Here is a 14,903-nt window from a genome sequence, read left to right on the forward strand (position 1 = left end):
GATGGCCTTCGCCCGTACCTGCTCGGTCGCGCTGGTCGGCGTCGACGGCGTGATCGTCGAGGTCCAGGCCGACCTCGAACCGGGAGTCGCCGCCTTCACCCTGGTCGGCCTGCCCGACAAGGCGCTGTCCGAGGCCCGCGACCGGGTGCGTGCGGCCGTCGTCAACAGCGGCGAGGCGTGGCCGCAGCGGAAGCTGACGGTCGGGCTCAGCCCGGCCTCGGTGCCCAAGAGCGGCAGCGGCTTCGACCTCGCCGTCGCCTGTGCGGTGCTCGCGGCCGCCGAACGGCTGGACCCGTCGTCCATCGCCGACCTGCTGATCATCGGCGAGCTGGGGCTGGACGGACGGGTGCGTCCGGTGCGCGGGGTGCTCCCCTCGGTGCTGGCCGCGGCGGACGCCGGGTACCAGCGGGTCGTCGTGGCCGAGCAGACCGCCGCCGAGGCCTCGCTGGTCCCAGGGGTGACCGTGATCGGCGTGCGCAGCCTGCGCCAGCTGGTCGCCGTCCTCACCGGAATGCCGCAGCCGGAGGAGCCCCCGGACCCGGTCGGGGGCCGCCCCGATCCGCTGATGGCCGGCCTGATGCTGCCCACCGCCGGGGTGCGCGGCCTCCCCGACGACAAGGCGGCCCGCCTCGACCTGGCCGACGTGGCCGGCCAGTACGAGGCCCGCCGGGCGCTGGAGATCGCCGCCGCCGGCGGCCACCACCTCTATCTCAAGGGACCGCCGGGAGCGGGGAAGACCATGCTGGCCGAGCGGCTCCCGGCACTGCTGCCGCCGCTCACCCAGAAGGAGGCGCTGGAGGTGACCGCCGTGCACTCCGTGGCGGGGCTGCTCCCGGCCGGGCGACCGCTGATCGACAGCCCGCCCTACTGCGCCCCGCACCACTCCACCACCATGCCGGCCATCGTCGGGGGCGGCAGCGGCCTGCCCAGACCGGGCGCGGTCTCGTTGGCGCACCGCGGGGTGCTCTTCCTCGACGAAGCGCCCGAGTTCCCCGTCCGGGTGCTCGACGCGTTGCGCCAGCCGCTGGAGTCGGGCGAGGTGGTGATCGCCCGATCGGCCGGATCGCTCCGGCTCCCGGCCAGGTTCCTGCTCTGCCTGGCGGCCAATCCGTGCCCGTGCGGGCGCCACTCGCGGCGGGGCGAGGGCTGCGAGTGCACGCCGGCGATGGTCAGCCGGTACCAGGGGAGGCTGTCCGGGCCGCTGCTCGACCGGGTCGACCTCCAGGTCCAGGTGGCCCCCGTCACGCGGGTCGAACTGATGGAGCGGGACAGCACGGCGGAGAGCACCGAGACCGTCGCGGCGCGGGTGCTGGCGGCGCGGGAGCGCGCGGCGGCCCGGCTGGCGGACACACCGTGGCGGACCAACGCGGAGGTGCCCGGCCACGAACTGCGCACCCGCTGGCAGCTCACGCCCGGCGCGCTCAACGACGCCGCGCGCCAACTGGAGCGCGGACTGCTGACCGCCCGCGGCCTGGACCGGGTGCTCCGGGTCGCGTGGACGGTCGCGGACCTCGCCGGACACGACCGACCGGACCAGCGGGACGTCCGGACGGCCCTGGTGCTGCGCACCGGTGTGGAACAGGGGATGCCGCTGTCCGAGGGCTCATTCGCCCGGCTCGGCAGGCTCGGCCGACTGGGCGGAGGTGCACCACGGGCGGACCAGCCCAAGGCCGAGAAGCGGACGCAGCCCCGTACCCAGCGGTCCGCGGCGGTGTCCGGAGTGGCGGCCGCGGCGGTGGCTGACCAGCCGTCGGAAGACGAAGGGATCGAGGCATGAGCCGGACGTTGAACCCCCCTCAGCATCCCGCCGAGGGCGTGCCGGGTGGCGAGAGCGTGTCCGGGGCCGATGCCGGGCGGGAGACCGAGCGGCGGGCCAGGGCGGTGCTGACCAGGCTCACCGAACCGGGTGACGCCGTGGTGGGCCGCTGGCTCTCCGAGCTGCCCGCCGTCGACGTGGTCCGGACGATCCGGGACGGCACCGTGCCCGACCACCCGGGTCTGGACGCGAGCCGACTGGCCGCCTACCGGGCCAGGCTGGTCGACGTCGATCCGGCCGCCGATCTGGAGCGGGTGCGAACTGCCGGCGGGCGGTTCATCATTCCGGGCGACACTGAGTGGCCGAGCCAGCTGGACGACCTGGGGGACGGGCGTCCGATCGGGCTCTGGGTGCTGGGAACGGGCTCGCTGCGGCTGCTCGCCCTCCGCTCGGTGGCGGTCGTCGGGGCGCGGGCCTGCACCGCGTACGGCGCGCACGTCGCGGGGGAGCTCTCCGCCCAGCTCGCCGAGCGCGGGTGGGTGGTGGCATCCGGAGCGGCGTACGGGATCGACGCCTGCGCACACCGGGGCGCGCTGGCCGTGGGCGGAATGACGATCGGCGTCCTGGCCTGCGGGGTGGACGTGGCCTATCCCCGCGGCAACACCGAGCTGATCCGGCGGATCGCCGGCCAGGGCCTGCTGGTGAGCGAACTCCCGCCGGGCGAGCACCCGACCAGGTTCCGGTTCGTACTGCGCAACCGGGTCATCGCCGCCCTCACCCGCGGCACCGTGGTGGTGGAGGCGGCGCTGCGCAGCGGCGCGCTCAGTACGGCCAGACGCGCCCGAGACCTCAACCGGCACACCATGGGCGTGGCGGGCCCGGTGACCTCGGGCCTGTCCGCCGGCGTGCACGCCCTGATCCGCAGTGGCGGCGCCGGCCTGGTCACCGACGCGGCAGAGGTGGTCGAGCTGATCGGGGCGATCGGCGACGACCTGGCGCCGCAGCGAAGCGGGCCGGTGTTGCCCAGGGACCTGCTGGAGCCGGCGGTCGCCCGGGTGCTGGAGGCGGTGCCGGCCACGGCGGACGGCGCACCGGTGGAGCGATTGGCTCGTCAGTCCGGTTTGCCGCCGGACGAAGTGCTCCACCGCCTCTACGAGTTGGGATCGCTCGGCTTCGTGGAACGGTACGGCGCGCACTGGCGGCTGGTGCGGCGGAGAGGGGGCGGCTGAGCTGCGACGGAAGGCGGCGTGCGGCCCGCCCCGTGCTCCCGCGCCCGGATCCGGTGACACGAACGCCACCGGATCGGGGGACGACCGAGTGGCGGTAGCACAATGCAGTGACTCGGTCACGCTACGCTCGCCATGCCTTCCCTATCAGCACATGACTCGGCAGAACGGCGCAGACCAACGCATGCCCACACACATTCCCGGACACAGAGTGACCGGTGGCGCCCGGTCCTCGGGAGGGCCGCGGACCGAGCGGCGCCCCGTGACCGAGTTCCCGCCCAAGGCGACGGGTGCGATGGGGGCCCTGACGCGGCAGGGTGGTGGCCGGCCGGCCCCGGCCGGGGAGCAGGCCGAACGGCCGGACGCCGAGGGTACGCAGGAGGCCACCGCGCAGTCGGCTGCTCAGGGCCGGTCGGCCGCTCCGGGGCTGTCCGATCGCCAGGGGCAGTCCGAGACGCCCGGCGTGACCGGTGCACCCGAGCAGGCCGGTCCGCCCGAGCACCCCGGGCCGACCGGGCCGGCCGGTGCCCCGGAGCAGTCGGGCGTTCCCGAGCCCGCCGGCATCGCCGAGCCGGTCGCCCAGGCCGCCGGTTCCGGCCCGCCCGCCGTCCCCGCATCGCCCGCCGTCCCCGCGCCGTCCGCTGCCCCCGAGTCGGCTGCCGTCACCGGGTCACCTGCCAGCCCGGGCCCGGCGGTGGTCGCCACCCCCGGGTCGGCGGCGGCGACCGCCGAAACGCCTGCTCCCAGACGGGGGCCGGCCGGTCACGAACGCACGGCGCTGGAAGCGCTCTGGCGCTCCTACAAGGAGACGGGTGATCAGCGGCTGCGGGAGCAGCTGATCCTGCACTACTCCCCACTCGTCAAGTACGTGGCGGGCCGCGTCGGGGTCGGCCTGCCCTCCAACGTCGAGCAGGCCGACTTCGTCTCCTCCGGCGTCTTCGGGCTGATCGACGCCATCGAGAAGTTCGACATCGACCGGGCCATCAAGTTCGAGACGTACGCCATCAGCCGGATCCGCGGCGCGATCATCGACGAGCTGCGGGCGCTGGACTGGATCCCGCGCTCGGTGCGGCAGAAGGCCAAGGCGGTCGAGCGCACGTACGCGACGCTGGAGGCCCGGCTGCGTCGGACGCCGCACGAGCCCGAGGTCGCGGCGGAGATGGGCATCGCGATCGAGGACCTCCACGCCATCTTCAGCCAGCTCTCGCTCGCCAATGTGGTGGCGTTGGACGAACTGCTCCACCCGGTCGGCGGTGACGGGGACCGGCTGAGCCTGATGGACACCTTGGAGGACCACGGCGCGGACAACCCCGTCGAGGTGGCCGAGGACCGGGAGCTGCGCCGGCTGCTCGCCCAGGCCGTCAACACGCTCCCGGAGCGGGAGAAGACGGTGGTGACGCTCTACTACTACGAGGGGCTGACCCTCGCCGAGATCGGACAGGTCCTCGGGGTGACGGAGAGCCGGGTCAGCCAGATCCACACCAAGTCGGTCCTCCAGCTGCGCGCCAAAATGTCGGACATCCGATAGGCCGGGTGGCGGCACCGCCGGCGGGTCGAGTCGTGCGTGATTCGTGCGGTGCCGTGTCGACCGGGTGTAGGGCTCCGTAGAGTGGGAGGGTGCCGAAGATCCGTGCGGCCACCTTGGCCGAGCACCGCCAGCTGCAGCGGGCTGCCCTACTCGATGCTGCCCGCAGCCTCCTCACCGAGGGAGGCATGGAGGCGCTGACCTTTCCCGCGCTCGCGGCACGCACCGGGCTGGCGCGCTCCTCGGTCTACGAGTACTTCCGCTCCCGCGCCGCCGTGGTCGAGATGCTGTGCGAGGTCGACTTCCCGCTCTGGGCGGCCGAGATCGAGGCCGGGATGGAGAGCTGCGACACCGCGGCCGGCCGGATCGAGGCGTACGTCCGGGGCCAGCTCGCACTGGCCGGGGATCCGCGGCACCGGGCGGTGGTGGCGATCTCGGCGCTGGAGCTGGACGAGGCGGCGCGCGAACGCATCCGGGCCGCGCACGGCAAGCTGGTCGGGCTCGTCGTCCAGGCCTTGGAAGACCTCGGGCACGAGGGGCCGCGGTTGGCGGCGGCTCTGCTCCAGGGGATCGTGGAGGCCGCGGTGCGGCAGGCCGAGCAGAGCGCCGCAGGCGGCTGCACCGAGAGCCCCGACGCCGTTGCGGACGCGGCCGTCGCCCTCGCCCTGCGCGGCCTCGACCGGCGCTGACGCCATCGGCGCACTGACGCGGTTGGCGCGTTGACGCCGTCGGCGTGCCCCGGAGCCCGCCCGACCGGCCCTCGCCGGGGCAGGCTCAACCTGCGTGGCCGAGCGGGAGCAGCCGCGAGGCACCGGCGCCGAACAGGGCCGGCGGGTCGAGGTAGCGCTCGCCGCGCAGCAGGCCCCAGTGCAGGCAGTCGTTGCCGCCGCAGTGGCCGTTGCCGGTACCGCCCACGAGATGTCCGATCACCTGACCGGCCGCGACCGTGGTGCCCACCGGGAGGACGCCGGTGACCGGCAGGTAGGTGGTCCGCAAGGGTGGAGTGCCGGAGGCCGGGTGGGTGACGGTGACCACCGGTCGGCCGGCCACCGGGCCGGAGTACGAGACCACGCCGGGAGCCGCAGCGCGGACGTCCGAGCCGGGTGCGGCGGCCAGGTCCACGCCCCGGTGGCCGGCCGCCCACGGCTTCGGCGGGGCCTCGAACCGAGTGAGCAGGCCCTCCGGCCCACCCACCGGCCACGCCCGTCCGGAACCGGCACCGGTACGGGTACCACTGCCGACTGTGGATCCGGCAGCGCCGCCGCGGACGGCGCCCCGGTCGCCCCGGTCGCCCTGACCGCCCGCGCCATCAGCGCCACCAGCCGCGGGCCCAGCCGCGTGACTCGCCGGTGCCGGCGCACCGGCCGGCAGCGACGTCAGAAGCAGCGCCGTGAGCGCCACCACCACCGGCCGCCGAAGCCGAGGCCGAACTCGAACCCGGCGCCGAAGCCGGGCCCGATGCCGACACCCAGGCCGAAGGGGAGGCGAACCGGCGCCCCCGACACCAGCAGTCATCTGGACAGCACTCATACGCCCGAGGCTCCGCGTGGCCGGCCACCCCCGCCACCCCGTCCCCGATTCCTGTGGACAAACCAGGCCCTGTGGACAAACGGCGTCCCCCGCAGGAGGTCGCCACCGTCCGACGACTGCCGCCGTCACCCCTGAGGGTGTGCAGCCCCCGCACCGCCCCACCCGCACGCCCCACACCCCCTGCGGACCTCGCCCTCCGGACCTCGCCCTCCGGACGTCGCCCACCCGCGCCCGCTTCCTCCCCGCCCCTCTCCCCACTTCCCCCCGCCCCCGCCCGAACCCGTTGGAGTCGCCCGGCGCTCGGCGCTTCCCGTACACTTCACACGCGACCCGGTCCGCCGGGTCGACTTCGCACGCCCCGCCACCGGTGGTCGGATGCGGCTCGGCCGCCGCCCCCGCCAGGTGCGAGTGCCGCTCGGTCCGCCGAGCCCGACCGGTCCCCGGACCGCTCGGGTGAAACGGCTCGGCACGTTCGGGGCGTCAGGCGTGGCTGTCACCTGGCCGCCACGGACAAAACCGAGCCTGACCCGGCCGTTCGCAGACGCCCGAGCGGGAGCGCCACCGTGCGCACCGCGACGACGACTGCGCCAGAGCCGGGCGCAACACCTGAGGAGCACGGCTATGGCCGTCGTCACGATGCGGGAGCTGCTGGAGAGCGGCGTCCACTTCGGTCACCAGACCCGCCGCTGGAACCCGAAGATGAAGCGCTTCATCATCACCGAGCGCAACGGCATCTACATCATCGACCTCCTGCAGTCGCTGAACTACATCGACCGCGCCTTCGAGTTCATCAAGGAGACCGTTGCCCACGGCGGCAGCGTCCTCTTCGTCGGCACGAAGAAGCAGGCCCAGGAGGCCATCGCCGAGCAGGCCACCCGCGTGGGCATGCCCTACGTGAACCAGCGCTGGCTCGGCGGCATGCTGACCAACTTCTCGACCGTCTACAAGCGCCTGCAGCGCCTCAAGGAGCTCGGCGAGCTGGACTTCTCGGACGTGGCCGGTTCCGGCCTCACCAAGAAGGAGCTCCTGGTCCTGCAGCGCGAGCACGACAAGCTGGAGAAGACCCTCGGCGGTATCCGCGACATGCAGCGCGTTCCCAGCGCCGTCTGGATCGTGGACACCAAGAAGGAGCACATCGCGGTCGGCGAGGCCCGGAAGCTCAACATTCCGGTCGTCGCCATCCTCGACACCAACTGTGACCCCGACGAGGTCGACTACAAGATCCCGGGCAACGACGACGCGATCCGCTCCGTCACCCTGCTGACCCGTGTGATCGCCGACGCCGTCGCCGAGGGCCTCAAGGCCCGCGCGGGTGTCGCCAAGGGCGACGCGAAGGCCGAGCCGGGCGCCGACCAGCCGCTGGCCGACTGGGAGAAGGACCTCCTGGAGGGCGAGAAGAAGGCTGACGAGGCCCCCGCCGCCGCCGAGGCCCCCGCCGCTGCCGAGGCTCCCGCCGCTGCCGAGGCTCCGGCCGAGCAGGCCTGACGTACCAAGGGTGAGGGGCACCCGCCGGTACGACACCGGTAGGTGCCCCTCTCTCCCGCGCCGGGACCGAACCAGGGGTCCCGGCGCAACCCCACGCAGACACGCGAGACGCGAGAAGAGATTCACACCATGGCGAACTTCACCGCCGCGGACGTCAAGAAGCTCCGTGAGCTCACCGGCGCCGGCATGATGGACTGCAAGAAGGCCCTGGACGAGGCCGAGGGCGACGTCCAGAAGGCCGTCGAGCTCCTGCGCATCAAGGGCCAGAAGGGCGTTGCCAAGCGCGAGGGCCGCGACGCCTCCAACGGCGCCGTTGCCGCGCTGATCGCCGAGGACAAGAAGTCCGGCGTCCTGGTCGAGCTGAACTGCGAGACCGACTTCGTCGCCAAGGGTGACAACTTCGTCAAGGTCGCCGACGCGATCGCCGCGCACGTCGCGAAGACCGCCCCGGCCGACCTGGACGCCGCCCTGGCGTCCGAGATCGAGGCCGGCAAGACCGTCCAGCAGTTCGTGGACGAGGCCAACGCGACCCTGGGCGAGAAGATCGTCTTCCGTCGCTTCGCCCAGTTCGACGGTGACGGCTTCGTCGCGGTCTACCTGCACAAGACCAGCCCCGACCTGCCGCCGGCCGTCGGCGTCCTGGTCGAGCTGGACAAGGAGAACGCCGAGGTCGCCAAGGACGTCGCGCAGCACATCGCCGCCTTCGCCCCGAAGTACCTGTCCCGCGAGGACATCCCGGCCGAGGACCTCGAGAACGAGCGCCGCGTCGCCGAGGCCACCGCTCGCGAGGAGGGCAAGCCCGAGGCCGCCCTGCCGAAGATCGTCGAGGGTCGCGTCACCGGCTTCGTGAAGGAGAACTCCGTCCTGGAGCAGGCCTTCGCCAAGGACAACAAGAAGTCCGTCGCCAAGGTCCTCGAGGAGAACGGCGTCGCCCTCAAGCGCTTCGCCCGCTTCCGCGTCGGCGCCTGAGCCACGTTCCACCGGACTCCCGGCGCGCTTAGGCTGGGAACCGCCCCCGCCCGCTGACCAGGGCGGGAGGGACGCCGAACGGGCTCGCCCAGCGTCATCCGTCTATGGGCGGGCCGCGTCGGCACCATGAACGACGAGGAGGCCATTGCCGTGCAGGACACCGTACCGGTTCCCGCGGCAGTGGCCTCCTCGCGTGTACGCGCAGGCCGGGTGACCCGCACCCCCGCGCCTGTGAACCAGTAGGTGTAGAAGGAGAAGTCCATGCAGGAGACGCAGGAGACCGCGCTGGACCCGCAGGCAGGCTCGCGCCGCCGGGTGCTGCTGAAGCTGTCCGGTGAGGCCTTCGCCGGTGGCGGCGGACTCGGCGTCGACCCGGACGTCGTGCACGCGATCGCCCGCGAGATCGCCACGGTCGTCCGCGCCGGTACCGAGGTCGCCGTGGTCATCGGCGGCGGCAACTTCTTCCGCGGCGCGGAACTGCAGGTGCGCGGTATGGACCGGGCCCGCTCCGACTACATGGGCATGCTCGGCACCGTGATGAACTGCCTCGCCCTCCAGGACTTCCTGGTCAAGGAAGGCATCGAGACCCGCGTCCAGACAGCCATCACCATGGGCCAGGTCGCCGAGCCCTACCTGCCCCTGCGTGCCGTCCGGCACCTGGAGAAGGGCCGTGTGGTGATCTTCGGCGCCGGTATGGGCATGCCGTACTTCTCCACCGACACCACGGCGGTCCAGCGTGCGCTGGAGATCCACGCCGATGTCCTGCTGATGGGCAAGAACGGCGTGGACGGCGTCTACGACTCCGACCCCCGGACCAACCCGGACGCGGTCAAGTTCGACGCGCTGGAGTACTCCGAGGTCATCGCGCGCGACCTCAAGGTCGCCGACCTCACCGCGATCACGCTCTGCAAGGACAACAACCTCCCGATGCTGGTCTTCGAGCTGCTGGCCGAGGGCAATATCGCGCGGGCGGTGAAGAGTGAGAAGATCGGCACACTCATCAGCCAGGATTCTGTCCGGGCCTGAGCAGCACACAGCCGTACGGGGCGGCGTCGACACCGCGGTCGCCGGTCTCCACACCGCGACCGGCCTCGACGCCGCCACCGGTCGGGACAACAGCAGATGAACCGGACAGGGAGTACACAGTGATCGAAGAGACCCTCCTCGAGGCCGAGGAGAAGATGGAGAAGGCCGTCGCCGTCGCCAAGGACGACCTGGCCGCCATCCGCACCGGCCGCGCCCACCCGGCGATGTTCGCCAAGATCGTGGCCGAGTACTACGGCGCCGTGACGCCGATCAACCAGCTGGCCTCCTTCTCCGTGCCGGAGCCGCGGATGGCGGTCGTCTCGCCGTTCGACAAGACCGCGCTGAAGGCCATCGAGCAGGCGATCCGCGACTCCGACCTGGGCGTCAACCCGTCCAACGACGGTTCCATCATCCGGGTGGTGCTCCCCGAGCTCACCGAGGAGCGCCGCCGCGAGTACATCAAGCTCGCCCGCAGCAAGGGTGAGGACGCCAAGGTCTCGATCCGCGCCGTGCGCCGCAAGGCCAAGGACGCCATCGACAAGCTGGTGAAGGACGGCGAGGTCGGCGAGGACGACGGCCGCCGCGCGGAGAAGGAGCTCGACGACACCACGGCCAAGTACGTGGCGACCGTCGACGAGCTGCTGAAGCACAAGGAAGCCGAGCTGCTCGAAGTCTGATGAACGACGCCCCTGACGCCCCTGGCTACTGGGGCCCATCCGACCAGCAGTACCAGCCGTACCGCCCGTACCAGCCCGCCGCGGAGCCGGGTGTTCCCGGCACCGCTGCGGGTGACCCCGGCCACCGAACGGGTCACTCGCAGCAGCCTCCGGTGTACTGGGGCGGTGACGCGGAGCAGACTCAGGTCATGCCCCCCGTACCGGCCGATCCCGGGCCCGACCCCGTCGAGGGGCCGGCCCGGGAGGCCGGGCGGCTGAGCGGCCCGCTGTTCCGGGACGAGCAGCCCGCGGCGGCGGTGCCGGGTGCGGCGGAGACGGTCGTGCTGCGCGCGGTCGCCGACGACGCCGCGCCCACCCCCGGTCCCGGTGGTCAGCCGTACCCGGGGGCGTCGGCGTATCCCGCGCCGCCGCAGAACCACCCGGCGGCGGGGCAGCCCCACCCCGTGCCGTCGTTCCACCCAGGGCAGGAGACACCCGTGGCCCAGCCCGACTCGCAGCCGCAGCAGCAGCGCAAGCAGCGCGGCGGTCGCAACCTCCAGGCCGCGATAGGCGTCGGGGTCGGCCTCGGCGCGGTGATCATCGCCTCGCTGTTCGTCGTCAAGGCGTTCTTCCTGGTCGTGGTGATGGCAGCGGTCTCGGTCGGCGTCTGGGAGCTGACCAGCCGGCTGTCCGAGCGCAAGCAGATCAAGGCGCCGCTGGTCCCGCTGGTCGCGGGCGGCATCGCCATGATCGCCACCGGCTACTGGTCCGGGGTGCAGTGGGCGGCGGCCTCGCTGGCGCTGACCGGGCTGGCGGTGATGGTCTGGCGGATGGCCGAGCCGCCGGAGAACTACCTGCGGGACATAACGGCGGGCGTCTTCACCGCCTTCTACGTGCCGTTCCTGGCCACCTTCGTCGCGATGATGCTGGCGGCGGACGACGGCGCACAGCGCATCGTGCTCTTCCTCATCGTCACGATCTGCAGCGACACCGGCGCCTACGCCGTCGGCTACAAGTTCGGCAGGACCAAGCTGGCGCCGACGATCAGCCCCGGCAAGACCCGCGAGGGCCTGGCCGGCGGCATCGCGCTGTCGATGCTGGCGGGCGCACTGCTGATGCAGCTGATCATCGACGACGGCAGCTGGTGGCAGGGCCTGATCCTGGGCGGCTGCGCGGCGGTCACCGCCACCCTGGGCGACCTGGGCGAGTCGATGATCAAGCGAGACCTCGGCATCAAGGACATGGGCACGCTGCTGCCCGGCCACGGCGGGATCATGGACCGGCTGGACTCGCTCCTGCCGACGGCGCCGGTGGTCTGGCTGCTGCTGGCGGCCTTCGTCGGCAGCTAGAGCCCGCCCTGCCGCACACACGGCAGCTAGAGCCCGTCCTGCCGCACACCCGGCCGCGAGGGCCCCGGACGGTCGGGGCCCTCGTGCTGTCCGGCGAGCCCGCGCCGTCTGCGACACTGGATGAACCATGCCTAAGCCCGGAGAACTCACGTTTGTCGCGCCGCGCGGCGCCAAGCCCCCGCGACACCTCGCCGACCTCAGCCCCGCCGAGCGCAAGGAGGCCGTCGCCGAGCTGGGCGAGCAGCCGTTCCGCGCGAAGCAGCTCTCCAACCACTACTTCGGCCGGATGTCGAACGACCCGGCGAGCTGGACGGACATCCCCGCCGGCAGCCGGGAGAAGCTCACCGAGAGCCTGCTGCCCGAGCTGATGTCGGTGGTCCGGCACGTCTCGTGCGACGACGACACCACCCGCAAGACGCTCTGGAAGCTGTTCGACGGCACGCTCGTCGAGTCGGTGCTGATGCGCTACCCGGACCGGGTCACCATGTGCATCAGCTCGCAGGCCGGCTGCGGCATGAACTGCCCGTTCTGCGCGACCGGCCAGGCCGGTCTGACCCGCAACCTCTCCACCGCCGAGATCGTCGAGCAGATCGCCGCCGGCATGCGGGCGCTCAAGGGCGGGGAGATCCCGGGCGGCGAGGCCAGGCTCTCCAACGTGGTCTTCATGGGCATGGGCGAGCCGCTGGCCAACTACAACCGGGTGCTGGCCGCGATCCGCCGGCTGACCGACCCGGCGCCGGACGGCTTCGGCCTCTCCCAGCGCGGCATCACCGTCTCGACGGTGGGTCTCGTCCCCGCGATGAACCGGCTGGCGGACGAGGGGCTCTCCTGCCGCCTCGCGCTCTCCCTGCACGCGCCGGACGACGAACTGCGCGACGAGCTGGTGCCGGTGAACACCCGGTGGAAGGTCGCCGAGGTGCTCGACGCGGCGTGGAACTACGCGGAGAAGTCCGGCCGCCGGATCTCCATCGAGTACGCGCTGATCAAGGACATCAACGACCAGGCGTGGCGGGCGGACCTGCTCGGCCGGCTGATCAAGAACCACCGGGTGCACGTCAACCTGATCCCGCTGAACCCGACCCCGGGTTCGAAGTGGACGGCCTCCCGGCCCGAGGACGAGCGCGAGTTCGTCCGCCGGCTGCAGGCGCACGGCGTGCCGACCACCGTCCGGGACACCCGCGGCCAGGAGATCGACGGGGCCTGCGGTCAGCTCGCCGCGGCGGGCTGAGCCGGCCGCACCACCACACCGGGCGCGCCGCCCCGGCGGCGCGCTCAGTGCAGCCCGGCGGCCGCCAGGACGGCGGTCAGCCCGCCGGTGACGAGCAGTACGGTGCCGACGGCCAGCACCCGCAGCGCGACCGCCCCGACCAGCAGCCGGGGCGCGGCGCCGAGCCGCAGCAGCGCCTCGGCGACGTCCTGGCGGTCGGTGCGCAGCTCGGCGAGCCGGGAGACCACCGCGGCCGCCGTGCAGCCGAGCACCAGCCCGGCCTCGACGGCGGGCAGGGCATCGGCGCTGCCGGGCTCGCCGATCCAGTAGCGGATGGTGGTGAGCACCAGTGCGAGCGCCAGGGCGAGGACGGCCAGCGGCGGGCCGAGCCGACGGGCCTGGGCGGTCAGACCCCGCCCGGCGAGCAACCGCAGCGGGGTGGGCCGGCCGAGCGCGAGCAGCCGCCCGGCCCAGGAGAGCAGCGGGCCGGTCAGCATGGCGAGGCCGAGGGCGCACGCCGCCCAGCCGCCGAGGGCGGCCCAGCTGGTCGTGCCGAGCCCGGCGGGCAGGTTGATCGGGCGGCCGTCGACGGCGGCGCCGGTACGCAGGGCGATCAGCTCCAGTGCGAGGCCGCTCACGGCCAGGCCGACCGGCAGGGCGATCCGCAGCACACCGAAGCCGGTCCGGGCGGGACGGCGGCGGCCGGGCAGGGTCTCGGCGAGCGGGACGGCCCCGGCGGCGGCGAGTCCGGCGGTGAACGGCACCAGGGCGATCAGGGTGACGGGGGCGGCGGCCGGCAGCGCGACGCCCATGCCGAGTTCGGGGGCGAGCGAGGGGCCGGCGATGTCGTTGCGCAGGACCAGGAAGAGCAGCAGGGTCAGCGCCGAGCCGAGGGTGCAGGCGAGCGCGACCTCACCGGCGATCAGGGCGCGGATCCGGGCCGCACCGGCCCCGGCGGCGGTGAGGCCGGTGATCCGCTCGGGCCGCCGGGCGGGCACCGCGCGGGCGGCGACGGCGGCGAACCAGGCGACCGCGGCCAGCGGCGGCAGGCACCAGAGCAGGCGGGCGAGGGCGGCGGTGCCGCCCGCCGGGTCGCTCATCGCCCGGCCGAGGGCGCGCAGCAGGAAGGCGGCGACCACCGCGCCGGCCAGCGCGGTCAGCAGCCAGCGGCCGAGGTCGAGCACCCGGTAGCCCCGGGCCAGGCGGAGATAGAACACGTCGACTCTTTCAGCGGCGGGGCGGCGTCAGCGGCGCGTGGCCGACACGGCGGAAGCCCCGGCGGTCCCCGGCGAAGCGGCGCCCGGCGTCACGGCCCCGGCCGAGGCGGCCGCGGCAGCCCCCGCCGAGGCGGCGGCGTGGCGCAGGACGGGCGCGGCGGGTGCGGCGAGCCGCCCGTCGACGAGGGCGACGGAGCGGTCCGCGTACCGGACGAGCTCGGGGTCGTGGGTCGCCAGGACGAGGGTGAGCTGGTGCGAGCGCGCCGCGCTGGTGAGTATCCGCAGCACCTGGTCGGCGGCCTCGCGGTGCAGCGGGGCGGTGGGGTCGTCGGCGAAGACGACCGGCGGCAGCGGGGCGAGCGCACGGGCGACGGCGATCCGCTGGCGCTGGCTCTGGACCAGCCGGTCGGGCCGGATCCGGCCGATCTCGCCGACGTCGAGGCGCTCCAGCCACTCGTCGGCCGCGGTGTAGGCGGCCTTGTTGCCGGCGCCGGCGAGCAGCAGCGGCAGGGCGACGTTCTCGCGGGCCGTCAGCTCGGGCACCAGGTGCGGCTCGGAGCCGACGAAGCCGAAGCGGTCGCGGCGCAGCCGCTCGCGCCCGGCCCGGCCGAGGGTGTGCACCGGGGCGCTGTTGAACCAGACCTCGCCCGCGTCGACCGGGAGGAGGGCGGAGAGGCAGCCGAGCAGAGTGCTCTTGCCGGAGCCGCGCGGTCCGGTGACGGCCAGGACCTCGCCCTCCCGGATGCCGAGCGAGATTCCGCGCAGGGCGGGGGTGCCGTGATGGGACTTGACGATCCCCCGGGCCCACAGCACGTCGTTGTCAGGCGGGGCCGCTGACATGAGGTTCCATCCTGGGTGGCCGCAGGGATATGACAGTCGTCAGATTAGAACGATCGGGCCCTGGCGCGGTTGCGGCGCACTGGTCCATCACGGGCAAATCACCCGCAATCAGGCGTG

Annotated in this window: 13 protein-coding genes; 10 read left to right on the top strand and 3 right to left on the bottom strand. The window is 73.4% G+C overall.

Features of this window, described 5'->3' with window-relative positions:
• Window position 1: 1 nt before the first annotated feature.
• From RMN57_RS25820 to RMN57_RS25835, 4 genes are all read left to right on the top strand, one after another.
• Window positions 2-1,777, top strand: coding sequence for a YifB family Mg chelatase-like AAA ATPase (locus RMN57_RS25820; protein WP_313765690.1), 1,776 nt, complete (start codon window positions 2-4; stop codon window positions 1,775-1,777).
• The gene (gene dprA, locus RMN57_RS25825) at window positions 1,774-2,985 is read left to right on the top strand and encodes a DNA-processing protein DprA (protein ID WP_313765691.1); all 1,212 of its coding nucleotides are present in this window, start codon (window positions 1,774-1,776) and stop codon (window positions 2,983-2,985) included. The genes RMN57_RS25820 and dprA overlap by 4 nt, the downstream gene beginning before the upstream one ends.
• A 691-nt stretch (window positions 2,986-3,676) precedes the next feature.
• Entirely contained in the window at window positions 3,677-4,510 is an 834-nt protein-coding gene (whiG, locus tag RMN57_RS25830; protein ID WP_313767964.1) for an RNA polymerase sigma factor WhiG, read from the top strand.
• A gap of 113 nt (window positions 4,511-4,623) precedes the next feature.
• A complete protein-coding gene (locus tag RMN57_RS25835) occupies window positions 4,624-5,196 on the top strand; it encodes a helix-turn-helix domain-containing protein (protein ID WP_313767965.1) in 573 nt (190 codons plus the stop codon).
• A gap of 85 nt (window positions 5,197-5,281) precedes the next feature.
• Here the strand turns inward: RMN57_RS25835 and RMN57_RS25840 are convergent, their stop codons facing one another.
• The gene (locus RMN57_RS25840; RefSeq protein ID WP_313765692.1) at window positions 5,282-5,701 is read right to left on the bottom strand and encodes a M23 family metallopeptidase; all 420 of its coding nucleotides are present in this window, start codon (window positions 5,699-5,701) and stop codon (window positions 5,282-5,284) included.
• Between the two features lie 957 nt (window positions 5,702-6,658).
• Between RMN57_RS25840 and rpsB the strand changes: the two genes are divergently transcribed.
• From rpsB to rlmN, 6 genes are all read left to right on the top strand, one after another.
• Entirely contained in the window at window positions 6,659-7,522 is an 864-nt protein-coding gene (gene rpsB / locus RMN57_RS25845) for a 30S ribosomal protein S2 (protein ID WP_313765693.1), read from the top strand.
• 129 nt (window positions 7,523-7,651) lie between these two features.
• A complete protein-coding gene (tsf, locus tag RMN57_RS25850; RefSeq protein WP_238864017.1) occupies window positions 7,652-8,491 on the top strand; it encodes a translation elongation factor Ts in 840 nt (279 codons plus the stop codon).
• Window positions 8,492-8,752: 261 nt separating this feature from the next.
• Entirely contained in the window at window positions 8,753-9,517 is a 765-nt protein-coding gene (pyrH, locus tag RMN57_RS25855; RefSeq protein WP_238864016.1) for a UMP kinase, read from the top strand.
• 119 nt (window positions 9,518-9,636) lie between these two features.
• Window positions 9,637-10,194 carry a ribosome recycling factor gene (gene frr / locus RMN57_RS25860; protein ID WP_313765694.1) on the top strand — a complete coding sequence of 186 codons (558 nt, stop codon included), beginning with the start codon at window positions 9,637-9,639 and terminating at the stop codon, window positions 10,192-10,194.
• Complete coding sequence (locus RMN57_RS25865) at window positions 10,194-11,522, top strand: phosphatidate cytidylyltransferase (RefSeq protein WP_313765695.1); 1,329 nt, start codon at window positions 10,194-10,196, stop codon at window positions 11,520-11,522. The genes frr and RMN57_RS25865 overlap by 1 nt, the downstream gene beginning before the upstream one ends.
• Window positions 11,523-11,649: 127 nt before the next feature.
• Window positions 11,650-12,750, top strand: coding sequence for a 23S rRNA (adenine(2503)-C(2))-methyltransferase RlmN (rlmN, locus tag RMN57_RS25870; RefSeq protein ID WP_313765696.1), 1,101 nt, complete (start codon window positions 11,650-11,652; stop codon window positions 12,748-12,750).
• 44 nt (window positions 12,751-12,794) lie between these two features.
• Here the strand turns inward: rlmN and RMN57_RS25875 are convergent, their stop codons facing one another.
• Window positions 12,795-13,946 carry a hypothetical protein gene (locus tag RMN57_RS25875; protein WP_313765697.1) on the bottom strand — a complete coding sequence of 384 codons (1,152 nt, stop codon included), beginning with the start codon at window positions 13,944-13,946 and terminating at the stop codon, window positions 12,795-12,797.
• A gap of 27 nt (window positions 13,947-13,973) precedes the next feature.
• On the bottom strand, window positions 13,974-14,786 hold the full coding sequence (locus RMN57_RS25880) for an ATP-binding cassette domain-containing protein (RefSeq protein WP_313765698.1): 813 nt from the start codon (window positions 14,784-14,786) through the stop codon (window positions 13,974-13,976).
• Between the last annotated feature and the right edge of the window lie 117 nt (window positions 14,787-14,903).

The organism is Kitasatospora sp. CM 4170, assembly GCF_032110285.1.
Classification (GTDB): Bacteria; Actinomycetota; Actinomycetes; order Streptomycetales; family Streptomycetaceae; genus Kitasatospora; species Kitasatospora aburaviensis.